This window comes from Nonomuraea sp. NPDC004354 (assembly GCF_053602555.1).
On record NZ_JBSGDV010000031.1, the window covers coordinates 27,797 to 53,921 of the forward strand.

Below are 26,125 nucleotides of genomic sequence, written 5' to 3' on the forward strand. Positions count from 1 at the left end.
CCCGGCCTGGCGGGTCTGGGCCCGGGCGGTCACGTCGTACGGTTCCCGGTGGCGTGACGGGTGGCGTGCAGGGTGGTCTGTCGGGTGGCGCACGACACCCGGCTCAGCGCCACGGTCAGCGCGTCGGACGGGAGGGCGGGCAGGTCGCGGGAGCGCCAGGCGAGGTAACCGTCCGGCCGGACGAGGGCCGCGCCGCCCCGGGAGAGTCCGTAGGCGCGAAGGAACTCCGCCGGCTCGTGCGGATGCGGCGAACCCGCGGTACGGCGCTCGACGACCATCGCGGGAACCCCGCGCCAGGACAGGAACACCGCCGCCGACAGGCCTACCAGCCCGCCGCCGACGACCAGCGCCGATGTCGATTCCGTTCGCATGACCCTCCTCGGTCCGCGCGGCTTCGGGAACCGTCAGGTGTCTTGAGCTGTCAGGTGTCTTGAGGGGGTGTCGCCGATCCGCCGGTGTTCCCGATGCCGGTGTCCAGGATGTCCAGCGCGCGGCCGACCGTGTCGGTCAGGGTGGCGACGATCTGCTCAGGCGACCGGCCCGCGCCCCGCAGTCGTGCCGCCTCCTCGACCATGGCGGAGACGGTGGTCAGGACGAAGGCGGCGATCGCCCGTGCCGCGACGGCTCCCAGATGCGCGGGCACCCGGTCGGACAGGATCGCCGCCAGGTCCTCCTGGTATCGGGTGCCACGCAGTCGCAACGCGTCCTGCAGTGCAGGACTGTTCTGGATGATGGTGACGACACCGGCGAGCCGATCGTCGACCGCGGTCCGTGGATCTCCGCCGTCCGGCGCCTGCGGCAGCTCCGGCAGGTGGGCGAACAGGCGCGGCAGCTCGTCCTTGAGGAACTCCGGCAGCGAGGCGCTCAGGGGGAGCTGGTCGACCATGTCGATCACGTCGGCCTCGACCGGGCGGTGCCAGGCGAACAGGAGGTCCTCCTTGGCAGGGAAGTGGTTGACAACGGTCTGTTTCGCGACGTCCGCGGCCTCGGCGACGTCGGCGATGGTCACCGCGTCGTAGCCCCGCTCGCTGAACAGGGCCAGCGCGGTGGTGGCGATCCGCTCCCTGGTCTGGCGCCGCCGCCGCTCGTGCCGGGACGGCGCGCCTTCCTGCTGCGGCTGTGGCCGGTCGGCGCCGCTCGCGTCGGTGCTCATGGAAGGACCGTACCATGAATGGGACGATACTAGTACTGGTACCAGTCTAATGACCTGCCGGGCACATCAGGCCGCGTCGTGGAAGACCAGGCCCAGCGTGTGCCGCTGGCCGCGCCGTACCGTGCTGACGCCGTGCCGGACCGGCGATGCCGACCAGCCGCGGGAGGAGCGGACAGGGCGGTCCCTCGTGGTGAAGACCAGCCCGTGACCCTGCGGCAGCAGCGTCACCGTGCCCCGCGACTGGGCCCGTGGCCGCTGCTCGACCAGCAGGAACTCGCCGCCCTCGTAGTCGGCGCCAGGCGCGTCCAGCCCGATCACGACCTGCAGGGGGAAGACGAGGTCGCCGTACAGGTCACGGTGCAGCGCGTTCCAGTCGCCGTCCCGGTAGCGCAGCAGGATCGGGGTGGACTTGGTCTGCCCCGCCGCGTGGCACATCTCCAGCCATTCCGCCAGCGTGTCCGGCCAGGGGGCGGGCCTGCCGAGCCTGGCGGCCCAGTCCCTGGCGATGGGCAGCAGGCGGGGGTAGAACGCCTGCCGCAACTCCTCCACCGGCTCAGGGAAGGGCCGGTCGAAGTAGCGGTACTGGCCCCGGCCGAACCGGTAGCGCTCCATGTCGATCGTCGAGCGGAACCGGGCGACCTCGTCGTACAGGCCGGCGATCTCGCGGCACTCGTCCGGGGTGAGGACCGGACCGGTCAGCGCGCACCCGTGCGCGTCCATCTCCTCGGCCAGGGCGGCCCAGTCGGCCCTGTCCACGCGTTCGTGCGGCTTCGGCATGATCTGCTCCTTTCTCGATGTCAGACGAACAGCGGCTGCAGCGCGCCCTCGTGGGTCAGCAGGAACCGCTTGCGCTCCAGTCCGCCGGCGTAGCCGGTCAGCGACCCGTTGGCGCCGATCACCCGGTGACACGGCCTGACGATCAGCAGCGGGTTGGCGCCGATCGCCCCGCCCACCGCGCGGATCCGGTCGCGCGGCGCCCCGACCTGCTCGGCGAGCCGGCCGTAGGTGGTGGTCCTGCCGTACGGCAGGCCGTCCAGCGCGGCCCACACCGTCTCCTGGAAGGCGCTGCCATGGTGGACGAAGTCCAGCTCGAAGCCGGTCCGCTCGCCCGCGAAGTACTCGCGCAGCTGGCACTCGACCACGGCGAACGCGCCGGGGTCGCGCCGCCCCGCCCGCGCGCCGCCCTGGCCGGCGCTCTGGTCAGCGCCCTGGTTCGCGCCCTGGTCAGCGAACGACACGGACGCCAGGGCCAGCCCGCCCCTGGCCGCCTCGGACCGCTCCCCGACCAGCAGCAGCTCGCCGATCGGGCTGTCGACCGTCGTGTGGACGTTCATGCTCCGCACCCTTCTTCGTGGTGTCCCTCTCTTGAGAGAACACCGGAGGGCCCAGGAAGGATCGGCGGTTTTCGGACCTCGCGGTGGCGACGCGGCGCGCTCGTCGGGCGGCCGCCGGTCAGGGCGGCCTCCCGTCGGACGACCCCTCGTCAGGAACGCCTGAGCCGGACTCTAAGCTGAGGTGACATCGACGGGGGAGGGGCGTGTGCTGCCTGAGGTAGAGGCGTGGCTGCGGAGCCGCACGTCCTCAGCCGCCGACTGGCCCCTCGAGGCGCTCCTGGAGCGCAAGGGCGACACGACGATCAGCGTCGTCCTGCCCGCCCGCGACGAGCGCGAGACCGTCGGCGAGATCGTCGGGATGATCAGGCGGGAGCTGCGCGCCCTGGTCGACGAGGTCGTGGTGATCGACTCCCGCTCGAGCGACGACACCGCCGTGGTGGCCGCCAGGGCGGGCGCGTCCGTGCACGCCCAGGACGAGATCCTGCCCGATCTCAAACCGCTCGACGGCAAGGGCGAGGCGCTGTGGAAGTCGCTGGCGGTCACCTCGGGCGACCTGCTGGCCTTCATCGACGCCGACCTGCGCGACTTCCGCTCCTCCATGGTGACCGGGCTGCTCGGTCCGCTGCTGTCCGACCCGTCCGTGGTCTACGTCAAGGGCAGCTACGACCGTCCCCTGCTCGGCGCGCCCACCGGCGGCGGCAGGGTGACCGAGCTGGTGGCCCGCCCGCTCATCAACATGCACTGGCCCGAGCTGGCGGGGTTCGTGCAGCCGCTGGCGGGAGAGTACGCAGGGCGGCGCTCGGCGCTCGAACGCGTCCCCTTCGTCACCGGCTACGGCGTCGAGCTCGGTCTGCTGGTCGACCTGTACGAGCTGGCCGGGCTCGACGCGCTGGCCCAGGTCGACCTCGGCTCCCGTGAGCACTCCCACCAGTCGACCGAGGCGCTCGGCGGGATGGCGGGGCAGATCATGCTGGCCGCCTGGTCCCGGCTCGAGCGGCAGGGCAAGATGATCCCCCTCCACGAGCCTTCCGTACGGCTGTCGCAGTTCCGCAGGAACGAGCGCGGTCACCACGTGCTGACCAGGAACGTCTCGGTCGCGGAACGACCTCCGATGATCACCGTGGCCGGTTGACCCGGACGGGCCGACGTGCCCTTGTCCGCGCTCGACCAAGCGCGCCGGATCAGGACTCGCAGGCGCAGATGACCGCCTGGATCCGGTCGCGCAGGCCGAACGTGGACAGCACGTTACTGACGTGGGCCGGGGCGGCCGCCGTCTCCCTCCGCACATCGATGTCATCCGGTCTCCGAAAGCGGCAGCGTCTCCCGGTCTTCGAGAGCGGCGGCGCCTCCCGGCCTCCGAGAACGGCAGCGTCACGCGGTCTTCGAAAGCGGCAGCGTCTCCCGGTCTTCGAGAGCGGCGGCGCTGACGGTGACACCGTGAGCGTTGTCCGGGAGAAGGCTCAGGGGTGTTGATGGTGCCGGCCGCTGTCGTCGAGGCCGGGGCGGGTCCGCGAGCGGAAGGTGCGGCGGTAGCTGTCCGGAGGCACGCCGACCGTGCGGTTGAAGTGCCGGCGCAACGTCGTGGCGGTGCCCATGCCGGTGGCCGCCGCGATGGTGTCGACGCTGTCGTCGGTGGTCTCCAGCAACTCCTGGGCGTGGCGGATCCGCTGGGTCAGCAGCCACTGCAGCGGAGTCGTACCCGTCACCGACCTGAAATGGCGGCCCAGGTTGCGCGAGCTCATCCGCGCCTGGCGGGCCAGGTCCTCCACGGTCAGCGGATGGTCCAGCCGTTCGATCACCCAGGGGAACAGTTCGGCCAGCGGGTGGTTGTCCGGGGCGGGCACCGGGGTGGTGACGAACTGCGCCTGGCCCCCGTCCCGGTGTGGCGGCACGACCAGGCGGCGGGCGACCACGTTGGCGATCGCCGAGCCGCGGTCGAGGCGGACGAGGTGCAGGCACAGGTCCACGGCGGCGGCCTTGCCGGCGGAGGTGAGCACGCTGCCGTTGTCCACGTAGAGGACGTCCGGGTCCACCTTCACCTGCGGGTAGCGGGCGGCCAAGGTGTGGGTGTGCGCCCAGTGCGTCGTCGCGCGCCGCCCGTCCAGGAGGCCGGCGGCGGCCAGCACGAAGGCGCCCGTGCACAGTGAGGCCACGCGCGCGCCTGCCTCGTGGGCCGCGCGCACCGAGTCGACCAGGTCGGCGGGTGGGTCCTCGTCGACGTCGGCCCAGCCCGGGACGATCACCGTGTCGGCGTCCGGCAGCCGGTCGAGGCCGTGGTCGGGCTCCAGCCGGAACCTGCCTGCCCGTACGGAGCCCGGCCCGCAGACGGCGACGCTGTACCAGGGGCCCGCCACGCCGTCCGGGGCGGCGCCGAAGATCTCGTACGCCACGGACAGTTCGAAGTGCAGCATCCCGTCGGTGACGGCCAGCGCGACAGTACCCATGTCCGGAATTGTACGTGTCATGGCGTTCCGGACACTCGCGGTGGGATGCCGGCCTTCGCCAGGATGTCCGCAACCAATCATTCGAGGACAGGGGACCACCCATGGGATCGGGGCACACGGTAGCGGTGTTCGGCGCGTACGGGCACACCGGGCGTTTCGTGGTGGCACAGCTGCTGGAGCGCGGGTTCGTTCCGGTTCTGTCCGGGCGCGACGCCGACAAGCTGAAGATGCTGGCGGCGTCCGAATCCGGGCTGGAGGCCCGGCCGGCGTCGGTCGACGACCCGGCCTCGCTCGACCGCGCACTGGCCGGTGCGGCGGCCGTGATCAACTGTGCCGGGCCCTTCGCCGATACCGCCGCCCCCGTGATCGAGGCGGCACTGCGCGCCGGGATCCCGTATGTGGACGTGGCGGCCGAAGTCGAGGCCAACGTCGACACGTTCGCGCACTTCACCGACCGCGCCCGCGACGCGGGAGCGGTGATCGTCCCCGCGATGGCCTTCTACGGCGGCCTCGGCGACCTGCTGGCCACCGCGACCATGGGCGACTGGACCACAGCCGACGAAGCGCACGTCGCGTACGGGCTGAGCAACTGGCACCCTACCGCCGGGACGCGTGCCGCAGGCGCGGTCTCCCGGCAGCGGCGGGGCGGACGACGCGTTCGATACGCGAACGGACAGCTGGAGTACCGCCATGACGACCCGCCGACCCTCGACTGGCCGTTTCCCGACCCGTTGGGCACCCGGGCGGTCATCGGGGAGTTCACGATGGCCGACGTGGTCACCATCCCCAGCCACCTGTCCATCCCTGAGGTACGCACCTACATGACGGTCGAGGCGGCCAGAGACGTGTCGGCCCCGGACACACCGACGCCGGCCATGGTCGACGAGCATGGGCGGTCGGCGCAGACCTTCCTCGTCGACGTCGTCGTGCGCTCCGGCGGCACCGAACGGCGCGCTGTGGCCAGAGGCCAGGACATCTACGCCGTCACCGCGCCGCTCGCGGTGGAAGCGGTTGACCGCATCCTCACGGGACGGACCAGGACGGTCGGTGTCGCCTCCGCGGGTGCGGTCTTCGACGCGCCGGACTTCCTCCGCGCACTGTCCCCGCACATTTCCATTGACCTGCGCCAGTAGCGCCAACAGACCGGGCCGCTCCCGGTGTGGATGTACAGGTTCCATGCCGGCTTCACCGGTCCGCTTCCATGCCGGCTTCACCGGTCCGCTTCCATGCCGGCTTCACCGGTCCGCTTCCATGCCGGCTTCACCGGTCCGCGTGCCGGCTTCACCGGTCCGCGTGCCGGCTTCACCGGTCCGCGTGCCGGCACGCTCGGGCCTCGCGCGGGATCAGGACCTCGCCCCTCCGGCTGTGGGCCCACCGCCGCTTGACCTGCGGGACTCCGGTGAACGCGAGGCGGAGCATCGGGTCGGGCCGGGGGCGCGCCGTCGGGTTCCTGTTCCCCGGTTCGACGGGAGGGGCCTCGGCCGTACGGCTCGCGACTCGCGCGCACCGCGGCGTGCGGGACGGGCGGCCTGCGGCATGCGGGGCCGATGGGTCGCGGTATGCGGGATCGGCGGCCCGCGGTATGTGGGAGCGATGGGCGCAGTATGGGGGATCGGCGGCCCGCGGCATGTGGGAGCGATGGATCGCGATATGTGGGATCGGCGGCCCGGGGTTGCGGGATCGGCGGGCCGCGGTATGTGGGACCGATGGATCGCGGTATGCGGGACCGGTGGGCGGAGCGCCGGGGCGGGCCGTACAGAATGGGCTGCATGAGCAGATGGCGTGACCTGACCGGTGGAAAGCTGGGCGAGGCCTATGACGGACGCTTCACGGCGCTGGCCGCCACTGGTGCCGACGTCCACGGAGAGGCGCGCTTCTGCGCCGCGCTGGTGCTGCCCGGCGCGAGGATCCTCGATGCGGGATGCGGCACCGGCAGGGTGGCGATCTGGCTGGCCGAGCAGGGCTACGACGTGGTGGGCGTCGACCTCGACCCCTCCATGCTCGCCGTCGCCAGGAGCAGGGCGCCGGAGCTGACCTGGATCGAGTCCGACCTGGCCGCGTTCGACCTTCCCGAGCGCTTCGACCTGGTCGTCGCGGCGGGCAACGTGATCCCGCTGCTCGCCGAGGGCAGCGAGCCTCAGACCGTGGGCCGCCTCGCCGACGCGCTGCACCCCGGCGGCCTGCTGGTGGCCGGATTCGGGCTCGACGCCGATCACCTGCCGGTACGCCCGACGTTCACGCTCGACGACTACGACACCTGGTGCGCGGCCGCTGGGCTACGGCTGCGGGACCGCTTCGCCACCTGGGACGGCGAGCCGTACCGGGGTGGGGGGTACGCGGTCAGCGTGCACGGCCGGTAACCGCGCCGGACCGGGTCGGTCGCAGCACCTGGGGCGGCGAGCCGTACCGGATGGGGGGTACGCGGTCAGCGTGCGCGGCCGGTAACCGCACGTGGCGCGCCGGACCGGGCCGGGCCGCGCATCTATCCGCGGCGGGAGCGGCGCGCCCATGCCGGCCGTGCGGTTAGGGTCGCGCCCTGCATGTGGTCAGGGGCGCGCTCGGCGTGTGCCGGTCGGCCTGCGGGCTCAGGGACGCCTGCGGTGAGCCGGGTGGAGTCGACGTCGTGTCGTCGCTCGGTGATCGGGTGATCGGTCAGGGCGCGCCGCCCTTGAGCGCGGCGGCGACGAAGGCGGCGATCTGGTCGCGCCCCGCCGCCTCGTCCTCCACGTCGTCGCCCAGGATGATCCGGCCGAGTTGCCGCATCATGGACGGCCACAGCGCCAGCCCGGTGAGCGTGAACAGCAGCCTGGACACCTCGGGCGACGGCTCCCTGTCGAGCCCGGCCGCCAGCGACGCGGTCTTCTTCCCGCAGCGCGCCACCCGCGCCTCGAACCCGGGCAGCTCGGGGCCGCGGAAGTTCAGCGCCTCCCACATGAGCAGCCGCATGAGCACCATGACGTTGACCCGTCCCGTTGCCTTCGCTCCCACCGTGACCGTTTTCGTGCTGACCGCCCTTCTCGTCAGCGGCCAGCTCTACGTGGTGATCCCCCTCATGCCGGACATGGCGGCGGGATGGCACACCGATCCGAACGCGCTCACCTGGCTCGTCACCGCTTTCGCCGCCGGCTACGGGCTCGGGTTCCTCCTGTTCGGCCCCCTTTCCGACCAGTACGGCAGGCGCCGGCTCCTGCTCCTCGGCATGCCGATCGCCGCCGCCGCGACCGCGCTGGTGGCGGCCAGCCCGAACCCCGCCGTCGCGATCGCCCTGCGCTTCGTCCAGGGCGTCGCCGTCGCGACCTTCCCACCCGCCGGCATGGCCTACCTGGGGGAGAGCGTCGAACCCCGCCGCAGGATGGTGGCCATCAGCGCGATCACCGGCGCCTTCCTCGCCTCCGCCGTGCTCCTGCAGGTCGGCGGCCAGCTCATCGTCGGGGCACTCGGCTGGCGCGGCCTGTTCCTCCTGTCCGCGGCGGGCCTGGGGGCGGCGGCGCTCGCCCTGCGCGCCGTCATGATCCCGGACGCGCCGCGCCGGTCGGCCGTCTCCCTCGCCTCCGCCTACCGCGTGGTGCCGTCGCTGCTGGCCAACCCCGCCCTGGCGCTGCGCTACACGGCCGTCCTCGTCCTGCTCGGCGGCTTCGTCGCCGTCTACACGGGGCTGCAGCTCTCGGGCATCGTCACCTCCTCCGGCGAACTCCTCGGGCTGCGCGCCAGCGGCCTGCCGTCCATCCTGCTGGTCCCGCTCCTCACGCCATGGCTGGCGCGCCTCGGCGCACCCGTCCGAGCCGCCGCCTTCCTGCTGCTGGGCGCCGCGGTGCTCGCCGTCACCGGCGCCACCGTGCCGGGCGCGGTGGGGCTGGCCGTCCTGCTCGCCCTCTACGTCGCGGCGATCACCGCGGGACTGCCCGCACTGAACGAGTCCATCGCCGCGCTCGCCGAGGGCTCTCGCGGCGCCGCCCTGGCGCTCTTCTCCTTCTTCCTGGCGGTCGGCAGCAGCCTGGGGCCGTTGGCGGCGGCCTCGTTCACCGGCTTCAACCTGCTGATGTACGGCCTGGCGGGCGCGATGGTCGTCGCGGCCCTGGCGGTGCTGGCGTCGAGGGCGATCACGGCAGGCCGCCGTCCCTGAACGGACGCACCCTCGCGGCAGGCCACCGCCGTTCGAAGCGAACGTGGCAGGCCACGCGCGAGACGCCTGGTCAGCCCCTACGGCCGGCCACCCCGTCCGACCCACGCGGGTTCACCCCCCACTGCGACCACCTCGCGCATACGCCGGACCCCACGACCGCCTCGCGCACGTACCGGACCCCACCTGAGCAGCCCTCGCCGCATGGACCGGATCCCACCTGTGTCGCCCTCGCACATGGACCGGACCCCACCTACGGCGCCCTCGCGTATGCGCCGGACACCCACCTACGGCGCCCTCGCGTATGCGTCGGGCCCCCAACCCCCGACCGCCTCCCGCATGTGCCGGGGGCACATCGGCGCCGGTGGGCGCCAGACGCTCCCATCAAGATGCTGCCCCCGACTCGGGGGGTTCCAGGCGCGACCGAATCGTCTCGCCGGCATCACCGCCCACCCAGGGGCCGCTGCCGTCAGCGCCAGCTCCGGGCTCGCCTGGCCGATCCCCGGCAGTGGCGGCCTGCCGTACCGGCGGGTACAGTCAGCGATGTTACCGCCGGTAACGCCCGCTGGGGCGGGAACCGGAAATATCGCCATTTGAGTGGGAGCAGTGGTATGGCCGGCTTCTGTCCAGAACCCAGCGACGACGTCCGTGACGTGCGCACATGGGTGCACGAGTTCGCCCGTGACGTCATCCGCCCCGCAGGCGCCGAGTGGGACGAACGCGAAGAAACCCCCTGGCCCGTCATCCAGGAAGCCGCGAAGGTCGGCCTGTACTCGCTCGACTTCTTCGCCACCCAGTGGTTCGAGGAGAGCGGCCTCGCGCTCCCCGTGGCGTTCGAGGAGATCTTCTGGGGGGACGCGGGCATCGGCCTGTCCATCGTCGGCACCGGCCTGGCCGCCGCCGCCATGGCCTCCGGCGGCACCCCCGAGCAGATGGGGGAGTGGCTGCCGCAGATGTTCGGGACGGAGAACGACGTCAAGCTCGGGGCCTTCTGCGTCTCCGAGCCCGACGCCGGCTCCGACGTGGGAGCCGTCCGCACGCGTGCCGTACAGGACCCCTCCGGCGACTGGATCCTGAACGGCGTGAAAACCTGGGCCACCAACGGCGGCATCGCCAACGTGCACATCGTCGTCGCCTCCGTCGACCCGGCGCTCGGCGCCCGGGGGCAGGCCTCCTTCGTCATCCCGCCGGGGACGCCGGGCCTGTCCATGGGGCAGAAGTTCCGCAAGCACGGCATTCGCGCCTCGCACACCGCTGAGGTCGTCCTGGAGGACGTCCGGGTGCCCGCCTCCTGCCTGCTCGGCGGGCAGGACAAGCTCGACGCCCGCCTCGCCCGCGTCCGCAGCGGCGAGCGCGCGGGGGAGCAGGCGGCCATGCGCACGTTCGAGACCACCCGCCCGTCCGTCGCCGCCATGGCCGTGGGAATCGCCCGCGCCGCCTACGAGTACGCCCGCGACTACGCCCGCGAGCGCGAGCAGTTCGGTCGCAGGATCGGCGAGAACCAGGCCATCGCGTTCCTGCTCGCGGACATGGCGACGCGCGTGGACATGGCCCGCCTGCTCACCTGGCGGGCGGCGTGGATGGCCAGGAACGGCAGGCCGTTCGACCGCGCGGAGGGCTCGATGTGCAAGCTGGTGGCGGGCGAGACGGCGGTATGGGTGACCGAACAGGCGATCCAGGTGCTGGGCGGCGCTGGTTACACCCGCGAGCACCCGGTGGAACGCTTCCACCGCGACGCCAAGATCTACACCATCTTCGAGGGTACGTCGGAGATCCAGCGCCTGATCATCGGGCGCGCCGTCACCGGCCTGCCCGTGCGGTGATGTTTTCTGCACGCCGGAGGCAGTCTTTGGCGATCACCGTGATGATCGGGTCGGCTGCTTGAGCGCGCGCCTTTGATCACTCTCGCCGCCAAGCCGCCGACGCGCTGCCCGGCGGGCCCGGCTCACCGACGACGCCGACATGGTTCGAGAAGCTCGGGGCCGTCGAGCCGAACATCGAGGAGGCCTACCGCGAAATCATGAACCTCGAAGCCCGGTTCGGCTGCCCCGAGGCCGTCCGCCGTCCATTTCAACGCCTCGAAGCCGCTCTTGCCGCCCTCGACTGTGAGCCGGAGGAGGCCTCCTACGAGCTGATGCGGCGGCTCCTGGTCACGCGGGTTCCGTGACCTCTGCCGAGGGCAGCTCGCTCGCTTCGAGCACCACCTTGACCGTGTCCTCCAGCGCGCTGTCCGCCCCGACAATGATCTCGTCGACCGTGGACAGCAGGTCGCGCTCGCGGTACCAGTCCCGCATCTCGGCTTCGCCGAACTGGTCCCGCTGCGGCCGGGTCGCGTGACGGCGCAAGGTCTCCTCGAACGAGACATCGAGGTAGACGAAGCAGCCCTCGCCGACGTGATCGCGATGGAGCGCGGTGAGCATGTCCTGGTAGCGCGAAGCGGTCAAGATGCCCTCCAGGATCACGTGGTACCCGCGATCAAGAGCGTGCCTGACCATCACGTCGAGCAAGCTGATGTTCACGCCGCCGGGGACGTCCAGCTCACGCAGAATCGCGCGCCGCACCACGTCCTGGCTGATCAGGGCCAGGCCTCGTCGTCCATACGCTTCGCGTACGGCGTTCGCCACGCTCGTCTTGCCCGACCCCGAGTTACCCCTGATCACGATCAGCCGAGTGTCCGCCGAACCAATCGTCACCGGCTCAGGGTAGCTAAGCCGTCTTCGGCAAAGCCCGGGTCCGCAAACAGGCCCGCCTGAACGTCACCACCCCCACTGCTCGGGGATCGGGGGGCCGCACTGCCCATCGTGGTCGGCGGGTGACGACGTCTCCTCGACCCGAGCTCGATCCCCCGCCACCTCCCACTTCACGCCGCCACTATTGTTCCGTTCGTGTCGGTTCACAGCGCCCATGGTTTTCGTGCGGAACGGATGGTCGGGGTCGGGGTTGTCCTCACAGATGCCCGTGGGCGGATCCTGCTGGGGCATCGGATCAAGGCCGGTGAGGATCCGTCGTGGTGCCTGCCCGGCGGGGCGGTCGAACCGGGCGAGAGCTTCGAGGCGGCAGCCGTACGCGAACTTGCTGAGGAGACCGGGATCAGAAACGCGGGCGTGCCCGTGGTCACCGCGGTGGTCCTGGATCACCCCGGCGGCGCGGTCCGGGTGACAGCCGCCGTGGCCATGTCAGCGGGTGTGGCGGAGCCGTACATCACCGAACCGGAGGTCTTCGCCCGATGGGCCTGGTTCGCCCCGGACGCGCTGCCGACACCGCTCTTCCCTGCGACCGCGCTGGTGCTCGGTGATCACGGCTATCGGGTGCTCCGGTGAGTCTGGAGGAGCTGGTCGGGCCGGCCATCGCGGTCGCCGAGGAAGGGCTCGCGGCCGGTGAGCTGCCGATCGGCGCGGTGGTCCTGCTCGGTGAGGGGGTTGTCGGCAACGCCTGCACCCAGGAACGAGTCCAGGGGAGACGGCTGGTCCACGCCGACCTGCTGGCGACGGAGGAGGCCGGCCGACGGCTCGGCTTCCGGAAGCGTTGCCCAGGATGGTGCGGGGTTTCCGGTGGGGATGACGAAGTCATCCCGCGCTGACCGAGCCCGACGGTGTCCTGCCCGCCCCATCCCGACCTGTGCCGCCGGGGCGGGGCGCGAGTGTGCCCCGCCCCTTGGCGTCGGTCAAGGCTGGAGTTGGCGGGTGATGGACGGATCGGTGATGGCGGTGTCGGCGGCCAGCAGGAACGCCTTGGACAAGATGAGCGCCAACCGACCGTCCTCCTCGAAGGGCAGGAACAGCCCGGCCTGGGGGTCGCGGCCGGCGACGATGCACAGGTAGGCGTCGTTGGGCTCCATCAGGATGTTCGCCGACCCCAAATGGATCTTGTAGGTGCGGAGGTCGCCGCGGACCACCAGGAAGCGGTCGGTCAACGTGCAGCGGTCGGCGATGGCCAGGCGCGGCAGCAGCCGGGACAACGCGTCCCGGCGCACCTCGGCGGAAGGTGCGAGCGGAGCGAACGAGCCGGTGTGCCAGTAGGTCTGCAGTTCGTCCGGCCCGCTGTCGGCCCACTGCGGATCGGATGTTATCGAACAGACCCCCACGAACAGGTCCACGTCCCTCATCGCCTCACTGAACACCAGCGCGGGGACCTCGGCCAGCGGCGCCTGGTGCCACCTGCTCTCGACCAGCCGGTGGAAGTGGACCCGTTCGGTGAGCGCGTAGCCCTCGTCGTAGAGGCTGTGTTCCAGCGTCGCCCGCCACTGCCCGCCTGCCAGCAGCCGCCGCGCGTCGCCGCCGTCGAAGCCGCCGTCCCATTGCCCCAGGAAGTTCGACGTCCAGCCCCGGCTCTTGAACAGTGCGCGGAGCCTGCGGTAGTGCACCACATGCCCGGCGAACCGGTTCGAATGGTCGTGCGTCTCCTCCTCGGCGGGCGTGAGCAGGTAGACCTCGCGGAAGGCCTGTTTGAACGGCTGGCGCAGTTCCTTGCCCTCCACGACGTCGCGCCAGGCCCGCACCTCCTCCACCGTGGCGCGCGCCGGATGCCACAGCCGCACTGGCACGTCCGGTCTGGTCAGTCCCAGCTCGCTGCGCCATACGCCGGGTGTGATCTCGAACTCCCAGATCAGCCGCTCCGTGATCGGGTGACCCTCCAACCGCCGGTACGGCGGAGCCGTCTCGGCCGCGTAGCCCGCCTCCAGTGCCCTGGCCAGGGTCGCTTGTTGCTGCTGGACCAGCTTGACCTGCTCGCGCAGCCGCTTCACCTCGTCGGGGTGCTCCCGCTTGACGGCCGCCGGGACTGATTTGAGCTTCTTGTCACCGTGCCACCATGACAGCTCGGCCTCGCCGTCGATCGAGATCACCGCCGTGTGCTCGCCGAACGCCTGCCGTACCCGCCCGTCCGGCAGCCGGAACGCCACCTCCAGCCGCTCGGCCAGCGCGGGCTCGATGCGCTTGAACATGCGGTCGAGCTGCTTGGGCACCCCGGCATGCCGGGTGATCTGGCGGGCGGCGCGCAGCGAGGAGATCGCCTCGGGAGTCGGGTGGTCCTCCACCGCGCGGCCGATCTCGAACAGCAGCCCCTGGGAGGGGAGGGTCTTGGCCGCGGTGGGAGCCACCGCGACGCCGCGCAGCAGCCGGTCCAGCAGGCTGGGCAGCCAGGACTCGTCGCTGAAGAGGGCCAGCCGTACGGCACGCCCGAGGGTCTCCTTCTCCCGGTCGTCGAACGCCTTCTCCGCCTGGTAGGGGATCTCGCCGGACTGGATGGCGGCGACGCGGGCGTCGGCCTGATCCAGGGCGGTGCGGGCGAAGGCGGGATAGCCGGGCAGGCCGTGCAGCCATTCGGCCAGGCCGGCCCGTCGTGGGGTGCCGAATTGAGGGTCCCGGACAGCCTCGGCGAACAGGGCGCGCAGCTCCACGTCGCAGCCGAGCAGCAGGTCCATCTCGAAGACCGCGATCGGGCCGAGCGTTTCGGCGAGCTGCGCTCTCACCTCGGCATCCATGTCCGCCATCCCTGCCGCCACCAGCAGGGCGAAGGGCCGATGATGTGTCTCGCGCAGGAGGTGGCCGACGAGTTCGCGGGCTGGGACGACCATGTTGCGCCAGGTGTGGTCGACGACCGCGCTGTCACCTGGCCGGCCCAGAGCGGTGGTCAGCTGGGAGGCGGCGGGCCAGTGGGTGGCGTCGGGCGCGGAACCGTTGAGCAGCTTGAGCAGGCGCTCCGCGAGGGGGGAGAGGGGCACGCTGATATTCCTGTCACGGGTGGATCTGGCGGGTGATGGACGGGTCGGTGATCGCGGTGCCGGCGACCAGCAGGAAGGCCTTGGAGATGGTGATCGACAGCATGCCGCCGTCCTCCTCGAAGGGCAGGAAGACCTGGTCGGCCGAGCCGCGGGGCACGATGCGGAGATGAGCGTCGAGAATCCCCTGGTCAGCCGCCGACCAGAGGAACGAGCTTGACGAACGACACCACCGGGTCGGTGGTCAGGTCGATCTCGGTGTCCAGGTCCTCGATCTGGCGGTCGCCGACCAGCAGCAGGAACCCGTTGCGGGCGAACGCGGCCTCGGCGGCGTCGGCCTGCCGCTCCCAGTCGAGCTTGCGGGCGGTGCGCATCCGGTAGCCGTTCAGCTCGGCCTCGGCGTCACTGGGCTTGACCAGGCCGCGGAAGTGCTGGGACGGGGTGGCGTTGTGGCGGGCCACCTCCGCGCGCACGCGCAGCCGTACCAGCTCCCGGGCCGAGATCCGCTCGGGCAAGCCGGGCAGGGAGAACTCCTCCAACGCCCGGCCTGTCGCCGTCTCATCGCGAAACACTACCGATGCCATCGAACATCCTGCTTCTGTGTATGTCAGGGGATGGCGCAATCTATAGCAGCGCCCTGCGACAAAACGTCGGCGACGGCGGGCATGTGCTCCCACCCAGCGCGGGACAACTGGTTGGCGGCTGGGCGGACCGGGCTCATATCTCGTGTGGGGTCTCCTCCCAGGAAGTGAGACGGGCCTCCGGGGCCGCGCGGCCCCCGCGCGCATGCGTCGGTAATGGACGCGGTCACGTGGCCGGCCGGCCGCGGTAGGCGCGGCGGTAGGCCGTGGGCGTGGTGGACGCATCGCGGGACAGGTGCAGCCGCAGGTTGGCGGCGGTACCGAGGCCGCAGCGCCGGGCCACCTCGTCGACCGACAGATCGCTGGTCTCCAGGAGCCGCCGGGCCTCGAGGAGGCGTTGCGCGGCGAGCCAGCGCAGCGGGGTGGTGCCCGTTTCCGCGACGAAGCGGCGGGCGAAGGTGCGGGGCGCGAACCCCGCCTGGCGAGCGAGATCGGCGACGGTCAACGGCTCGGCCAGCCGGTCCAGCGCCCACGCGCAGACCGCCGCCATCCCGGCGCCGGTGGGGGGTACCGGGCGCTCCAGGAACTGCGCCTGGCCGCCGTCGCGGTGGGGCGCGACGACCAGGCGCCGCGCGGCCCGAACCGCGGCCTGCGGGCCGTAGTCGTTCCGCACCAGGTGGAGGCAGAGGTCGATGCCGGCGGCGAAACCGGCGCTGGTCAGGACGTTCCCGTTGTCGACATACAGCAGATCGGCATCGACGTCGACGGCCGGGTGGCGGGCGGCCAGATCGGGCGCGTCCATCCAGTGCGTGGTCGCCCGGCGGCCGTCCAGCAGGCCGGCGGCGGCGAGCGCGAAGGCGCCCGTGCACACCGAGACGATCCGCGCGCCACGCCCGGCGGCGGCGCGCAACGCGTCCAGCACCGGCGGGGAAGGCTCGTCCAGCGGCGCGTAGCCCGGCACGACGACGGTGTCGGCCGTGGCGAGGGCGTCCAGGCCCAGCGGGACGTGGATGTCCCAACCAGTGGTCGAGGGCACCTGTCCGGGCGACTCGGCGCACACGGCGAAGGCGTAGTGGTCCCGGTCACTGAAGACCTCGGCCGGGATCACCAGATCGAATGTGACGACGGCGGGCACGACCAGCGCCATGACACGATGCATGGCAGCATTCTTACGGATATGGGCATTCCTGCTGCTCGTGGCGGGCGGCGCCGTGGAGCAAGCTGATGGCTCAGCGCCGGACCCGGACGACGAGGCCCGAAGGCGCGAACCAGGGAAAGGACCTCATGCTCTTCCTCGATGCCCGTTCCTACACCGCCGAGCGGCCGTGGGGAGCCTTCGACGTCACCGAGATCGACGATGCGACCGTACGGCTGCACTGGACGGATCAGCCTTATGTCTGGCACGTCAACGACGGGCCGGAAGTCTTCGTCGTTCTCGATGGCGCCGTCGACATGCATTACCGCCACGAGGGCGAGGAACACGTCGAACGGCTCACTCCCGGCCGCATCTGCTACGCCGAACCCGGCGACGAGCACCTGGCGCACCCCGCACCGGAGGCGCGCGTCCTGGTCGTCGAGCGCAGGGGCAGCATCTGACCGCCGCGCGGGTCCCGGCACGTCGCCACCCCCTGGGCCGCCCGGCGACTGCGGCGATTCCGTCCGGTACGGCATCGCCGACACGCTGCGGAGACAGGCCGCCCTGCCGCTACGGGAAGGCGAGCGTGCTCTGGACGCCGGTCAGGAGGGCGCGGCCTTCTCGCCGGCCCGCAGGGCGAGCGTGCTCGCCGGAGGCGCCGGGGCAGACGGCAGGGCCCTTGCCGCCTGGTGTGGTGCGCTTCCTGGACCTGGTGTGGGAGGGAGCTCCTAGCGGGTGGCCTCGTGGAAGTCGTAGGGCAGTTCGTCGAAGACGTAGTACGTGCAGTCGGCGCCGGGAGCGCAGCGACCCCAGTGGACGGCCTCCCCCGGGTAGTACAGGAAGTCGCCGGCGCCGACGCGGTAGGTCTTCTTGTGGCCCTTGACGTTCCACAGCATGGTGCCCGATACGCCGACCACGTGCTCGGGGCTGGTGTGCCAGTGGGGGGAGAACGGCGTGCCGGCCTTGAGCGTGAACATCGCCTCCGACGGTCCGGCCTTCGGGTCTCCCTTGAGCTGGACGTAGGTGCATCCCGCCAGGCCTTCGCAGGGGGATCCCTTGCCCTGAACGTGGTGGTGGTAGGTGACCGGGTCCTGCGCGGTGGCCGAGCTCGCCGACCCCGTCGTGATCGCGGCCAGGACCGCGGCCGACAGGGCGACGAGGACCTTCTTCATCATGGTGCACTCCTTCAATCGGACTGTGGTCCGATTGTGACTTAACCGGACTGTGGTCCGCAAGTGGAGTGTGACGCGCGCCATGTCTGTGTCGGGCCGGCGGGGAACGCGTTCCTACCTCTGCCACACGCGGACGTAGTCCACCACCATGCGCCCCGACGACTCCGGCGCGGGCGGCACCCCGGAGTAGACGAAGTTGCTCACCACCAGGTTGGCCGGTCCGGGAGGGGTGCCCTCGGCGTGACACACGTGCTGCCCGTCGACGTAGAAGTCCGTCCCCGACTCGTGGATGTCGGCCCCGTAGACGTGCATGCCGGCGCTCGGATCGAAGGCGGGCCGGTGGGTGCACCCGTGGTCTTCGCCCCAGTGCCAGGAGTGGTACAGCTGCTGGTGGTTGTCGGAGAAGTACTCGAAGACGTCCGTCTCGGTTCGATGTCCGTTGTCGGACGCCTGCCAGGTCCAGAACGACGGCCAGAATCCCGGAGACTGGGGAAGCATCGCCCTGATCTCCATGTACCCGTACCGGAAGGCGTAGCCCCCGGGCCCGGTGGAGGTGATCAGGCAACTGGACCACCTGTACCGGTGCCCCGACTGGGATCGGATCTTGGCGGGCTCGGCCGTGATCGTCAGTGCCCCGTCGCCCACCGAGCAGTTCTCGGGCCGGTCGAACTCCATCTGCTTGCTGTCGGGATTTCCGGTGCCGTACGGCTCGTCGGACCAGTCGGACTCGGCCGTCGAGCGGAACTGCCACTTCGACCCGTCAACGGCGGATCCATCGAACTCGTCCTGGAACCTGAGGTTCCACTGGCCGCCGGGCCCTACGGGATCGACGTCGCCGGGCCGCGCAAGCGAAGCCGGGACCATGTCCTCGGTAGAACTCATGGTCATGGCCGAAATCACTGCCAAGAATCGTATCAACCACATGGTTCCCGCCTTTCTCAGACAATTCATTGTTTCGCTGCCCAAGAGGGAAACCTGTTTCGACGGTGTCCGGGTGCTCTGTTTGCCGTGTGTACAAGTGCCAGCAAACCTCTTTGGTTTGCAGGTATCGCTCTTTAGTGTCCGATTGGCATCAATGCCTGGCTGGCCGCCGGGGCGGAATTTCGCCCGCTATATGGTGATATAAGGGCTAAAGGGGTGAAGGCGGACAATCCGGTGATAGCGCTGTGTGAGCCGACCACATGCGGGTATGAAAGCGGACTGTGAACCCCGGGGCGCGGCCGTCGGGCGAGCTGCGGGATCCGCGGTCCGAGGCCGAAGACGGCTCGCCGGTTCGAGGTTACGCGACGAACCAGAAGAGTCCGGCGAACAGCGCCGGCGGCAGAACACGCCATACGACAGGAGTGCCAGGCACGGCCACCATGACGGCCGAAGGGTAAGCGACTGTTCCGCCCAGGAGAACGGCCAGACCGGTGATATGCGTGCCGAAACTCGGCCCGGCCAGCCGCCACACCACCCCCATGAACATTCCCCCCAAAGCGGCGACCAGCCAGGCCCGGGGTATTTCAAGAAGGCGCAACACCGGCCAGCAAACAGCGGCCGGTAGGATGATCGCCAGCGGCGTCACATAATCCCAGGCGAGGGGCACATCCGGGTCGGCAAGAACGACGCTGGACATCGTCGTCGCGAGTGCGACGCCGGCGGAGGGGATGACGACGATCGTCGAACGCGCCATGTGGCTGATCAGCCGACCGGAAAACGCCTGCCGCTCCACGACCATCCGGACATGATGCCACTGATCAGCTCTCCCGGGATCCGCGGCATGCCGTGAGGACGGCGGCCACCACGTCGCAGGCCTTGAGCAGGTCTTCCCAGCCGTCCTCTAGAGTGCTTCCGTCCCCTGCACGCGCCGGCGGCGCGTGCCGACCCTGCCCCAGAGCCCGACCCCGGAGCGACCGTGACCGACTTGGCGTCCATGTCCCTGCAGCAGGAGATCGCCCGGGATCTCCAGGTGAGCGCGTCCTTCGACGTACAGCAGGAGATCGAACGCCGGGTGGCCTTCCTCGCCGACCAGCTGACCTCCACGGGCCTGCGGTCGTTGGTGCTGGGCATCAGCGGCGGTGTGGACTCCACGACCGCGGGCCGGCTGTGCCAGCTCGCGGTCGAGCGGGTGCGTGCCGCCGGGCGGGAGGCGACCTTCTTCGCGATGCGGCTGCCGTACGGCACGCAGGCCGACGAGAAGGACGCGCAGCTGGCGCTGGAGTTCATCCAGCCCGACCGGGTCATGACCGTCGATGTGAAGTCCGCCGGCGACGCCGCCCTGGAGGCGGTGCTGGCCGGCGGCATGGTCTTCCGTGATGCTCACCACCAGGACTTCGTGCACGGCAACATCAAGGCCCGGCAGCGCATGATCGCCCAGTACGCGGTGGCGGGCGCGCACGAAGGCCTGGTCGTCGGCACCGACCACGCCGCCGAGGCGGTCTCCGGCTTCTTCACCAAGTTCGGCGACGGCGCGGCCGACGTGGTTCCGCTCACCGGCCTCACCAAGCGGCGCGTACGGGCCATGGCGCAGGCTCTGGGCGCGCCGCCCGCGCTGGTCCGCAAGACCCCGACCGCTGACCTGGAGACGCTGAACCCGGGCAGGCCCGACGAGGAGGCGCTCGGCGTCACCTACGACGAGATCGACGACCTCCTGGAAGGCAAGCCGGTCGGTGAGGCCGCCTTCGAGGCCATCGTCCGCCGCTACCGGCTCACCGAGCACAAGCGACAGCTGCCGATCGCCCCCTGAGCCGGTCCCTCGTCAACCGGGTCTCGCGCCGGACGCGGGTCCGGTCAGGTCACTGCTTCGACACGAGGCCGATGTCGAACTGTATGCCCACCTCGTCGCTCACCTTGAGCGCGCCGAGGAAGGCCGAGTAGGGCCGAATCCCCCAGCGGGACTGCACCATGGTCGCCGAGCCGCGAACCCGGTCCTCGGCCAGTGAGCCCTGCAGGGTGACAGGCTGGGTGGTCCCGGCGATGGTCAGGTCGCCTTCGACACGGAACGACTCCGCCGTCCCGTCGACCCGTGTCGAGCGGAACGTGATCGTCGGATGGCGCGCGGTGTGCAGGATCTTCTCTCGAATGATCTTCTTGATCTCCTCGCGATCGGAGTTCGTCAGCGGCTTGACGCCGCCGGATCCTTCCTGGACGTCGAGCGACTCGACGTCGGCCTCGACGGTCACGGAGCAGCCGGCCGGGTCGGTGGTGTCGATGGTCGCATCGCCGCGCCAGCGGGTGACCGCGATGGTGAGATCGTGGCCGGCCTTCGCGCCCAGCCCGCTACGCGTCGTCTTGATCAGGAGCCGCCCGGATTCAGGTCCGAGCGTGTAGCTACCTGCGGTAATGCTCACCCTGCCAGGCTAGCTCGGGTACGGCCGGCCCGGCAGGAGCACCGCGCGGCCGCCGCCGGCGACGAGCGGGATGATCACAGGAACGGGGAGCCGCCGCCTCGGCGGGCGGCCACCCGCGGCCCCGGCACTACGCGTCTTCTCGGGGGACGGCCATCTCGCCGAGCAATGACCAGTCCTGCTGATCCAGCTTCGCGTTCACGATCCGCGGCGTCTGCGCCAGGTAGCCGGGCAGCGTCCGCTGGGCCTTCCTGAAATGCTCCGACTGGACGTGCGCGGCGCCCGCGTCGTCGTCACGGAACGCCTCGACCAGGACGTACTCGGCAGGGTCCTCGATGCTGCGCGACCAGTCGAACCACAGGCAGCCGGGCTCGCCCCGGGTCGCCCTGGTGAACTCGTCCACGATCTCGGGCCACCGGTCGGCGTGCTCCGGCCGTACGCGGAACCTCGCGGTGATGAAGATCATTTGACACTCGCCCCTTCAGCTGGAAACGCACGCGCTCAGGGACACGACACTAGCGCCCGCCCGGTCCTGCCTCGCGGATGCGGCGGGCACGTTGCGCGGTGACGTCGACCTGCTGGTCTCCTGCCGCGTCGGGAACGGCCTGGTCGACCGCGGGATCTTCACGCTCGGAGGCGGGGCGGAGCGGGCACTATACACCTAACCAAGCGCTTGCTACGCTCCGCCCATGACGCCCACCATCGTCTGGGGCACCGGCAACGTCGGCCGCGCGGCCATCCGCGCCGTCGAGGCCCACCCGGCGCTCAGCCTGTCGGCCGTACTCGTCCACAACCCCGGCAAGGTCGGCCGCGACGCGGGCGAACTCGGCGGCCTCGACCACGCGCTCGGCGTCGCCGCGACCGACGACGTCGAGGCGGTGCTGGCCACCCGCCCGCGCGCCGTGGTCTACGCGGCTTCCGGCGACATCCGCCCCGACGAGGCGCTGGCCGACATCGTCAGGGCGATCAGGGCCGGAGCCGTGGTCGTCACCCCCTCGCTCTACGCGCTCTACGACCAGCGCAACGCCCCGCCGGAACTGCGGGAGCCGGTGCTGGCCGCCATCGCGGACGGCGGAGGCTCGCTGTTCGTCTCCGGCGTCGACCCCGGCTGGGGCAACGACGTGCTGCCCCTGCTGATCAGCGGGCTCGGCACCACGATCGACGCCGTCCGCTGCCAGGAGATCTTCGACTACTCCACCTACGACCAGCCCGACGCGGTCCGGTACATCGTCGGCATGGGCCAGCCGATGGACTACGAGCCGCCGATGATCGCGCCGACGGTGCCGACCATGGTGTGGGGCGGCCAGGTACGGCTGATGGCCAGGGCCCTCGGCGTCGAACTCGACGAGATCCGCGAAACCGTGGACCGGCGCCCGCTCGAGGCCACGGTGGGCACCAGCTCGATGGGCGAGTTCCAGGCCGGCACCCAGGGCGCGGTCCGCTTCGAGGTGCAGGGCGTCGTCGAGGGCGAGCCGCGCATCGTCATCGAGCACGTCACCCGCATCCACCCGTCCTGCGCGCCGGACTGGCCGTCGCCGCCCGACGGCGAGGGGGCGCACCGGGTCGTCATCGAGGGCCGCCCCCGCATCGAGGTCACGGTCGAGGCCACCGACGAGGGCGGCAACCGGTCGGCGGGCGGCAACGCCACCGCGGTCGGCCGGCTGGTGGGCGCCATCGACTGGCTCGTGAACGCGGAACCCGGGCTGTACGACGCGCTCGACGTCCCCCTGCGCCCGGCCGTCGGCAGACTCGGAAGGAAACGGCCATGAGAATCGACATCCCCGGCGGCAAGGACGCGATCGAGTACGTGTGGGGCGAGATGGTCCCCGGCATCGGGGTCGCGGCCTCGAACTTCTCGCTGGCCGTCTACGCCCACACGACCCTCGGCCTGCGCGAGTTCGAGGCGGCGCGGCTGCGGATCGCGCAGATCAACGGCTGTGTCTTCTGTCTCGACTGGCGGACCGAGCGGGACGGGGAGAAGGTCGAGGAGGAGTTCGCCGACGCGGTGGCCCAGTGGCGTACCACCGACGCCTTCGACGATCGCACCCGGTTGGCCGCCGAGTACGCCGAGCGGTACGCGCTGGATCACCACGGCCTGGACGAGGAGTTCTGGACAAGGATGAGCGCGCATTACAGCCAGCTCGAGATCGTGGAGTTGAGCATGAGCATCGGCTCGTGGCTGGCGTTCGGCCGGCTCAACCGGGTGCTGGGCCTCGACACCGTGTGCAGGCTGCCCAGCGGCGCGTCGCCCCGCGCCGTACGTCCCTCTTGACCCGACAGCAGTGACTCCAGGCGCGACGAGATATGGACCGTTTTCTCGTTTTGCGAGAGTGAGGAGCACCGCATGAGGAGCAAACCCCCGACCACCACCGGCATCTCGCGCCGCGGCTTCATCGCCGGAACCGGATCCCTGCTGGGAGCCGCCGCCCTCGGCGGCCACGCCACCGCGGCCCGCGCGGCCGCCGTCCCCGCCCCCGCCCCGATCGCCTCGGGCGCGCACGTGCCCGCCCTGGTGATCGGCACCGGGTACGGCGGCGCCGTCGCCGCTCTCCGCCTCGCCCAGGCGGGCGTCGACGTCCACATGATCGAGATGGGCATGGCCTGGGACACCCCCGGCTCCGACGGCAAGATCTTCTGCAACACGCTTCAGCCCGACTACCGCTCCTACTGGCTGCGCACCAGGACCAAGGCGCCGCTCAACTACTTCCTGGGCTTCCCGATCGACAGGGACATCCCCCGCTACACCGGGATCCTGGACGCCGAGGACTTCAGCGGCATCACGGTCTACCAGGGACGCGGCGTCGGCGGCGGTTCCCTGGTCAACGGCGGCATGGCCGTCACTCCCCGGCGCGAGAACTTCGGCGCGGTCCTCCCGTCGGTGAACGCCGACGAGATGTACGACGTCTACTACCCGCGCGCCAACGCCGGACTCGGGGTCGGCACCGTGGATCCGGCCTGGTTCGAGGACACCCCCTACTACCAGTACGCCCGCGTCGGCCGCAAGCACGCCCAGCGGTCCGGCTTCCCGTTCGTCTTCGTGCCCGACGTGTACGACTGGGACTACATGGAACAGGAGGCCGCCGGTACGGTCACCAAGTCCGCGCTGGCCGGCGAGATCCTCTACGGCAACAACCACGGCAAGAAGTCGCTGCAGCGGACCTACCTCGCCCAGGCCAACGCCACGGGCAGGGTCGCCATCTCGGCGCTGCACAGGGTCACCTCGGTCGCCCCCGCCTCCGGCGGCGGCTACACGGTCGTCATCGAGCAGATCGACACCGGCGGCGAGACCACGGCCACCAAGACCGTGACCGCGGACCGGGTGTTCTTCGCCGCCGGCAGCGTCGGCACCAGCAAGCTGCTGGTCAAGCTGAAGGCCACCGGCGCGCTGCCCGGCCTGAACGACGAGGTCGGCAAGGGCTGGGGCGACAACGGCAACGTCATGTGCGGCCGCGCCAACCACCTGTGGGACCCGACCGGCAAGCTCCAGTCGACCATTCCCTGCAGCGGCATCGACAACTGGGCCGCCGGAGGCGCCTTCGCCGAGGTGGCGCCGCTGCCCACCGGAATCGAGACCTACGCCTCCTTCTACCTGTCGATCACCAAGAACCCGAACCGTGCCCAGTTCACCTGGAACGCCGGGACCGGCAAGGTGGACCTGAACTGGCAGACCGCCTGGAAGCAGCCGTCGATCACCATGGCCAAGACGATCTTCGACAAGATCAACGCGAAGGAGGGGACGATCTACCGGACCGATCTGTTCGGCATCTACAAGATCTGGGGCGACCACCTCACCTACCACCCGCTCGGCGGAGTGGTGCTGAACAAGGCCACTGACAACTACGGCCGCCTCGTGGGCTACCCCGGCCTGTACGTCATCGACGGCTCGCTGATCCCCGGCAACACCACCGTCAACCCGTTCGTCACCATCACGGCGCTGGCCGAACGCAACATCGACAAGATCATCGCCACCGACCTGTGACGCGTGCGCAGCCGGCCACGGGCGCGTGTGGCCGGCCCTCTCCCCGTCACAGCGCGCGCCCAGCAGCCGCCCGCCCAGTAGTCGCCCGGCCAGCAGCGCCCGGCCGGCAGCCGGTCCAGCCGGCGCTCCTCGTCCAGCGAGCCGCCCTGCCCAGCCGACGTCCGGGGGACCCTGTTCCTGGTGGCCGCAGGCAGCGGTGTGACCCCCATGCCTGCCCGGACCAAGGACCATCTCGCCGGCCCGATCGAGCGGAAGATCGGCGAGACCCTCCGGCGGCTACTGTTTCCGGGCCGTGATGATCATCTGGGTGCCGAAGAACTTCTTCTTCCACGCGATGGAGGCGAACCCGACTCGGCGAAGGATCGCGACGACCTGTTGCGGAGTCATGAACCCGAGTGTGGACTCCTGCAGGTATGCGTATGACTCGCGATCGCGGGCGATCAGCTGGCCGAGCAGGGGGATCAGCACACGAACACCCAGAGTCACCGGGTAACGGAGTGCTCCTCGCGGCGGGCAGGTCTCCAGAATGACGACCCGGCCTCCGGGTTTGAGCACCCGGTACTGCTCTTCGAGCACGCGCTCGGCATCCGCGACATTGCGGAGGAGGTAGCCATGCGTGACGGCGTCGAAGGACTCGTCACCGAAGGGCAGATCGTTCGCATCCGCGTGCTGCCACCTGATGGCCGAGGCCCCCGGTTTGCGTGCCGCTTCCGTCAGCATCCGCTCGGAGAAATCGACGGCATGGATGGTCGCGTTCGGATACTTCTCCAGCGCGGCCAGAGCGATGACGCCGGTTCCGGTGGCGACATCGAGCACGCTTCCACCTGGAGGGACCTTCGTACGCACTGCGACGTCACGACACCAGGCGGCATGTCGCCCCAGCGTCATGAGGCGATTCATCCGGTCGTAGTAGTCCGTGATCCTGTTGAACGTTCGCTGGACCTCTTGGCCCTTGGACGGCGGCAGATCAGGCGATGGCATCTGTGCGCGGCTCCTCAGTCACCCCGCCACTCTGCCGGGGCGATCGCCGGCCGTCCTCCCCCGTGCGGGGGAGGACCTACCTCGCAGGGGGGATCACCGGTCGAGCGCGGTGGACGTCCCGTCCCGTTCACTCGTGACGGCCGCACGACTTCCGCATGGGCGAGCAGTACGGCGGTGG

30 protein-coding genes are annotated in these 26,125 nt (G+C 70.7%); 13 read left to right on the top strand and 17 right to left on the bottom strand.

Features of this window, described 5'->3' with window-relative positions; genetic code table 11:
• Positions 1 to 29: 29 nt before the first annotated feature.
• From ACWENQ_RS43290 to ACWENQ_RS43305, 4 genes are all read right to left on the bottom strand, one after another.
• A complete protein-coding gene (locus ACWENQ_RS43290) occupies positions 30 to 371 on the bottom strand; it encodes an FAD-dependent monooxygenase (protein WP_452419437.1) in 342 nt (113 codons plus the stop codon).
• Positions 372 to 421: 50 nt separating this feature from the next.
• Positions 422 to 1,153 carry a TetR/AcrR family transcriptional regulator gene (locus tag ACWENQ_RS43295; protein ID WP_452419438.1) on the bottom strand — a complete coding sequence of 244 codons (732 nt, stop codon included), beginning with the start codon at positions 1,151 to 1,153 and terminating at the stop codon, positions 422 to 424.
• Between the two features lie 66 nt (positions 1,154 to 1,219).
• Entirely contained in the window at positions 1,220 to 1,930 is a 711-nt protein-coding gene (locus ACWENQ_RS43300; protein WP_452419439.1) for a 2OG-Fe(II) oxygenase, read from the bottom strand.
• Positions 1,931 to 1,950: 20 nt separating this feature from the next.
• A complete protein-coding gene (locus ACWENQ_RS43305) occupies positions 1,951 to 2,487 on the bottom strand; it encodes a methylated-DNA--[protein]-cysteine S-methyltransferase (RefSeq protein WP_452419440.1) in 537 nt (178 codons plus the stop codon).
• 205 nt (positions 2,488 to 2,692) lie between these two features.
• Here ACWENQ_RS43305 and ACWENQ_RS43310 point away from each other — a divergent pair, with 205 nt between their 5' ends.
• Positions 2,693 to 3,619, top strand: a complete 927-nt coding sequence (locus ACWENQ_RS43310) for a glucosyl-3-phosphoglycerate synthase (RefSeq protein ID WP_449931034.1) — start codon at positions 2,693 to 2,695, stop codon at positions 3,617 to 3,619.
• Positions 3,620 to 3,947: 328 nt separating this feature from the next.
• On the opposite strand, the gene ACWENQ_RS43315 is transcribed toward ACWENQ_RS43310, so the two are convergent.
• Positions 3,948 to 4,931 (bottom strand): helix-turn-helix domain-containing protein, encoded by a 984-nt coding sequence (locus tag ACWENQ_RS43315; RefSeq protein WP_452419441.1) that lies wholly within the window; start codon positions 4,929 to 4,931, stop codon positions 3,948 to 3,950.
• 101 nt (positions 4,932 to 5,032) lie between these two features.
• Here ACWENQ_RS43315 and ACWENQ_RS43320 point away from each other — a divergent pair, with 101 nt between their 5' ends.
• A complete protein-coding gene (locus tag ACWENQ_RS43320; RefSeq protein WP_452419442.1) occupies positions 5,033 to 6,064 on the top strand; it encodes a saccharopine dehydrogenase family protein in 1,032 nt (343 codons plus the stop codon).
• Positions 6,065 to 6,700: 636 nt separating this feature from the next.
• On the top strand, positions 6,701 to 7,291 hold the full coding sequence (locus tag ACWENQ_RS43325; protein ID WP_452419443.1) for a class I SAM-dependent methyltransferase: 591 nt from the start codon (positions 6,701 to 6,703) through the stop codon (positions 7,289 to 7,291).
• Positions 7,292 to 7,583: 292 nt separating this feature from the next.
• On the opposite strand, the gene ACWENQ_RS43330 is transcribed toward ACWENQ_RS43325, so the two are convergent.
• Positions 7,584 to 7,919 carry a hypothetical protein gene (locus ACWENQ_RS43330; protein WP_452419444.1) on the bottom strand — a complete coding sequence of 112 codons (336 nt, stop codon included), beginning with the start codon at positions 7,917 to 7,919 and terminating at the stop codon, positions 7,584 to 7,586.
• A gap of 1 nt (position 7,920) precedes the next feature.
• On the opposite strand from ACWENQ_RS43330, the gene ACWENQ_RS43335 reads away from it, so the two are divergent.
• The 3 genes from ACWENQ_RS43335 (at position 7,921) to ACWENQ_RS43345 (ending at position 11,218) form a co-directional block, all read left to right on the top strand.
• Positions 7,921 to 9,054, top strand: coding sequence for an MFS transporter (locus tag ACWENQ_RS43335; RefSeq protein WP_452419445.1), 1,134 nt, complete (start codon positions 7,921 to 7,923; stop codon positions 9,052 to 9,054).
• 608 nt (positions 9,055 to 9,662) lie between these two features.
• Positions 9,663 to 10,874 carry an acyl-CoA dehydrogenase family protein gene (locus tag ACWENQ_RS43340; protein WP_452419446.1) on the top strand — a complete coding sequence of 404 codons (1,212 nt, stop codon included), beginning with the start codon at positions 9,663 to 9,665 and terminating at the stop codon, positions 10,872 to 10,874.
• Positions 10,875 to 11,071: 197 nt separating this feature from the next.
• Positions 11,072 to 11,218: a hypothetical protein gene (locus tag ACWENQ_RS43345; protein WP_452419447.1), complete on the top strand. Its 147-nt coding sequence runs from the start codon at positions 11,072 to 11,074 to the stop codon at positions 11,216 to 11,218.
• Here the strand turns inward: ACWENQ_RS43345 and ACWENQ_RS43350 are convergent.
• Positions 11,202 to 11,744 carry an AAA family ATPase gene (locus tag ACWENQ_RS43350; protein ID WP_452419448.1) on the bottom strand — a complete coding sequence of 181 codons (543 nt, stop codon included), beginning with the start codon at positions 11,742 to 11,744 and terminating at the stop codon, positions 11,202 to 11,204. The genes ACWENQ_RS43345 and ACWENQ_RS43350 overlap by 17 nt on opposite strands.
• Before the next feature lie 192 nt (positions 11,745 to 11,936).
• On the opposite strand from ACWENQ_RS43350, the gene ACWENQ_RS43355 reads away from it, so the two are divergent.
• Both ACWENQ_RS43355 and ACWENQ_RS43360 read left to right on the top strand, forming a co-directional pair.
• Entirely contained in the window at positions 11,937 to 12,371 is a 435-nt protein-coding gene (locus ACWENQ_RS43355) for a nucleotide triphosphate diphosphatase NUDT15 (RefSeq protein WP_452419449.1), read from the top strand.
• Entirely contained in the window at positions 12,368 to 12,631 is a 264-nt protein-coding gene (locus tag ACWENQ_RS43360; RefSeq protein WP_452419450.1) for a hypothetical protein, read from the top strand. Before ACWENQ_RS43355 ends, ACWENQ_RS43360 begins: the two co-directional genes overlap by 4 nt.
• Before the next feature lie 84 nt (positions 12,632 to 12,715).
• On the opposite strand, the gene ACWENQ_RS43365 is transcribed toward ACWENQ_RS43360, so the two are convergent.
• From ACWENQ_RS43365 to ACWENQ_RS43380, 4 genes are all read right to left on the bottom strand, one after another.
• Positions 12,716 to 14,773, bottom strand: coding sequence for a DUF4132 domain-containing protein (locus ACWENQ_RS43365; RefSeq protein WP_452419451.1), 2,058 nt, complete (start codon positions 14,771 to 14,773; stop codon positions 12,716 to 12,718).
• Between the two features lie 13 nt (positions 14,774 to 14,786).
• Positions 14,787 to 14,954, bottom strand: coding sequence for a DUF7737 domain-containing protein (locus tag ACWENQ_RS43370; protein WP_452419466.1), 168 nt, complete (start codon positions 14,952 to 14,954; stop codon positions 14,787 to 14,789).
• 7 nt (positions 14,955 to 14,961) lie between these two features.
• On the bottom strand, positions 14,962 to 15,354 hold the full coding sequence (locus tag ACWENQ_RS43375; protein ID WP_354921444.1) for a hypothetical protein: 393 nt from the start codon (positions 15,352 to 15,354) through the stop codon (positions 14,962 to 14,964).
• A 223-nt stretch (positions 15,355 to 15,577) separates the two neighbouring features.
• On the bottom strand, positions 15,578 to 16,510 hold the full coding sequence (locus ACWENQ_RS43380; RefSeq protein WP_452419452.1) for a DJ-1/PfpI family protein: 933 nt from the start codon (positions 16,508 to 16,510) through the stop codon (positions 15,578 to 15,580).
• Between the two features lie 125 nt (positions 16,511 to 16,635).
• Here ACWENQ_RS43380 and ACWENQ_RS43385 point away from each other — a divergent pair, with 125 nt between their 5' ends.
• Complete coding sequence (locus ACWENQ_RS43385; RefSeq protein ID WP_354921438.1) at positions 16,636 to 16,947, top strand: cupin domain-containing protein; 312 nt, start codon at positions 16,636 to 16,638, stop codon at positions 16,945 to 16,947.
• Between the two features lie 267 nt (positions 16,948 to 17,214).
• Here the strand turns inward: ACWENQ_RS43385 and ACWENQ_RS43390 are convergent, their stop codons facing one another.
• The 3 genes from ACWENQ_RS43390 to ACWENQ_RS43400 all read right to left on the bottom strand — a co-directional run bounded on the left by ACWENQ_RS43390 (position 17,215) and on the right by ACWENQ_RS43400 (position 19,378).
• The gene (locus ACWENQ_RS43390; RefSeq protein ID WP_449931003.1) at positions 17,215 to 17,661 is read right to left on the bottom strand and encodes a cupin domain-containing protein; all 447 of its coding nucleotides are present in this window, start codon (positions 17,659 to 17,661) and stop codon (positions 17,215 to 17,217) included.
• 111 nt (positions 17,662 to 17,772) lie between these two features.
• Positions 17,773 to 18,546 carry a glycoside hydrolase family 16 protein gene (locus tag ACWENQ_RS43395; RefSeq protein ID WP_452419453.1) on the bottom strand — a complete coding sequence of 258 codons (774 nt, stop codon included), beginning with the start codon at positions 18,544 to 18,546 and terminating at the stop codon, positions 17,773 to 17,775.
• 391 nt (positions 18,547 to 18,937) lie between these two features.
• Positions 18,938 to 19,378, bottom strand: coding sequence for a hypothetical protein (locus ACWENQ_RS43400; RefSeq protein ID WP_449930999.1), 441 nt, complete (start codon positions 19,376 to 19,378; stop codon positions 18,938 to 18,940).
• Between the two features lie 195 nt (positions 19,379 to 19,573).
• Between ACWENQ_RS43400 and nadE the strand changes: the two genes are divergently transcribed.
• On the top strand, positions 19,574 to 20,386 hold the full coding sequence (gene nadE, locus ACWENQ_RS43405) for an ammonia-dependent NAD(+) synthetase (RefSeq protein ID WP_452419467.1): 813 nt from the start codon (positions 19,574 to 19,576) through the stop codon (positions 20,384 to 20,386).
• Between the two features lie 49 nt (positions 20,387 to 20,435).
• Here the strand turns inward: nadE and ACWENQ_RS43410 are convergent, their stop codons facing one another.
• Together ACWENQ_RS43410 and ACWENQ_RS43415 are read right to left on the bottom strand one after the other, a co-directional pair.
• Positions 20,436 to 20,990: a YceI family protein gene (locus ACWENQ_RS43410; RefSeq protein WP_449930997.1), complete on the bottom strand. Its 555-nt coding sequence runs from the start codon at positions 20,988 to 20,990 to the stop codon at positions 20,436 to 20,438.
• Positions 20,991 to 21,117: 127 nt separating this feature from the next.
• Positions 21,118 to 21,453: a putative quinol monooxygenase gene (locus ACWENQ_RS43415; RefSeq protein WP_449930995.1), complete on the bottom strand. Its 336-nt coding sequence runs from the start codon at positions 21,451 to 21,453 to the stop codon at positions 21,118 to 21,120.
• Positions 21,454 to 21,676: 223 nt separating this feature from the next.
• On the opposite strand from ACWENQ_RS43415, the gene ACWENQ_RS43420 reads away from it, so the two are divergent.
• The 3 genes from ACWENQ_RS43420 (at position 21,677) to ACWENQ_RS43430 (ending at position 24,966) form a co-directional block, all read left to right on the top strand.
• Positions 21,677 to 22,756, top strand: a complete 1,080-nt coding sequence (locus ACWENQ_RS43420; protein WP_452419454.1) for an NAD(P)H-dependent amine dehydrogenase family protein — start codon at positions 21,677 to 21,679, stop codon at positions 22,754 to 22,756.
• Entirely contained in the window at positions 22,753 to 23,259 is a 507-nt protein-coding gene (locus ACWENQ_RS43425; RefSeq protein WP_452419455.1) for a carboxymuconolactone decarboxylase family protein, read from the top strand. The genes ACWENQ_RS43420 and ACWENQ_RS43425 overlap by 4 nt, the downstream gene beginning before the upstream one ends.
• Positions 23,260 to 23,331: 72 nt before the next feature.
• The gene (locus tag ACWENQ_RS43430; protein ID WP_452419456.1) at positions 23,332 to 24,966 is read left to right on the top strand and encodes a GMC oxidoreductase; all 1,635 of its coding nucleotides are present in this window, start codon (positions 23,332 to 23,334) and stop codon (positions 24,964 to 24,966) included.
• A 276-nt stretch (positions 24,967 to 25,242) separates the two neighbouring features.
• Here the strand turns inward: ACWENQ_RS43430 and ACWENQ_RS43435 are convergent, their stop codons facing one another.
• Positions 25,243 to 25,947, bottom strand: a complete 705-nt coding sequence (locus tag ACWENQ_RS43435) for a ubiquinone/menaquinone biosynthesis methyltransferase (protein ID WP_452419457.1) — start codon at positions 25,945 to 25,947, stop codon at positions 25,243 to 25,245.
• Positions 25,948 to 26,125 lie beyond the last annotated feature (178 nt).

What these genes read in the sequence shown, in the direction of transcription:
- ACWENQ_RS43305 (WP_452419440.1), bottom strand. Translation starts at nt 2,487, where the DNA reads ATGAACGTCCACACGACGGTCGACAGCCCGATCGGCGAGCTGCTGCTG.
- ACWENQ_RS43380 (WP_452419452.1), bottom strand. Translation starts at nt 16,510, where the DNA reads ATGCATCGTGTCATGGCGCTGGTCGTGCCCGCCGTCGTCACATTCGAT.
- ACWENQ_RS43375 (WP_354921444.1), bottom strand. Translation starts at nt 15,354, where the DNA reads ATGGCATCGGTAGTGTTTCGCGATGAGACGGCGACAGGCCGGGCGTTG.
- ACWENQ_RS43315 (WP_452419441.1), bottom strand. Translation starts at nt 4,931, where the DNA reads ATGGGTACTGTCGCGCTGGCCGTCACCGACGGGATGCTGCACTTCGAA.
- ACWENQ_RS43295 (WP_452419438.1), bottom strand. Translation starts at nt 1,153, where the DNA reads ATGAGCACCGACGCGAGCGGCGCCGACCGGCCACAGCCGCAGCAGGAA.
- ACWENQ_RS43320 (WP_452419442.1), top strand. Translation starts at nt 5,033, where the DNA reads ATGGGATCGGGGCACACGGTAGCGGTGTTCGGCGCGTACGGGCACACC.
- ACWENQ_RS43325 (WP_452419443.1), top strand. Translation starts at nt 6,701, where the DNA reads ATGAGCAGATGGCGTGACCTGACCGGTGGAAAGCTGGGCGAGGCCTAT.
- ACWENQ_RS43345 (WP_452419447.1), top strand. Translation starts at nt 11,072, where the DNA reads ATGAACCTCGAAGCCCGGTTCGGCTGCCCCGAGGCCGTCCGCCGTCCA.
- ACWENQ_RS43415 (WP_449930995.1), bottom strand. Translation starts at nt 21,453, where the DNA reads ATGATCTTCATCACCGCGAGGTTCCGCGTACGGCCGGAGCACGCCGAC.
- ACWENQ_RS43300 (WP_452419439.1), bottom strand. Translation starts at nt 1,930, where the DNA reads ATGCCGAAGCCGCACGAACGCGTGGACAGGGCCGACTGGGCCGCCCTG.
- ACWENQ_RS43390 (WP_449931003.1), bottom strand. Translation starts at nt 17,661, where the DNA reads ATGATGAAGAAGGTCCTCGTCGCCCTGTCGGCCGCGGTCCTGGCCGCG.
- ACWENQ_RS43430 (WP_452419456.1), top strand. Translation starts at nt 23,332, where the DNA reads ATGAGGAGCAAACCCCCGACCACCACCGGCATCTCGCGCCGCGGCTTC.
- ACWENQ_RS43425 (WP_452419455.1), top strand. Translation starts at nt 22,753, where the DNA reads ATGAGAATCGACATCCCCGGCGGCAAGGACGCGATCGAGTACGTGTGG.
- ACWENQ_RS43400 (WP_449930999.1), bottom strand. Translation starts at nt 19,378, where the DNA reads ATGGTCGTGGAGCGGCAGGCGTTTTCCGGTCGGCTGATCAGCCACATG.
- ACWENQ_RS43385 (WP_354921438.1), top strand. Translation starts at nt 16,636, where the DNA reads ATGCTCTTCCTCGATGCCCGTTCCTACACCGCCGAGCGGCCGTGGGGA.
- ACWENQ_RS43435 (WP_452419457.1), bottom strand. Translation starts at nt 25,947, where the DNA reads ATGCCATCGCCTGATCTGCCGCCGTCCAAGGGCCAAGAGGTCCAGCGA.
- ACWENQ_RS43290 (WP_452419437.1), bottom strand. Translation starts at nt 371, where the DNA reads ATGCGAACGGAATCGACATCGGCGCTGGTCGTCGGCGGCGGGCTGGTA.
- ACWENQ_RS43395 (WP_452419453.1), bottom strand. Translation starts at nt 18,546, where the DNA reads ATGACCATGAGTTCTACCGAGGACATGGTCCCGGCTTCGCTTGCGCGG.
- nadE (WP_452419467.1), top strand. Translation starts at nt 19,574, where the DNA reads ATGTCCCTGCAGCAGGAGATCGCCCGGGATCTCCAGGTGAGCGCGTCC.
- ACWENQ_RS43340 (WP_452419446.1), top strand. Translation starts at nt 9,663, where the DNA reads ATGGCCGGCTTCTGTCCAGAACCCAGCGACGACGTCCGTGACGTGCGC.
- ACWENQ_RS43420 (WP_452419454.1), top strand. Translation starts at nt 21,677, where the DNA reads ATGACGCCCACCATCGTCTGGGGCACCGGCAACGTCGGCCGCGCGGCC.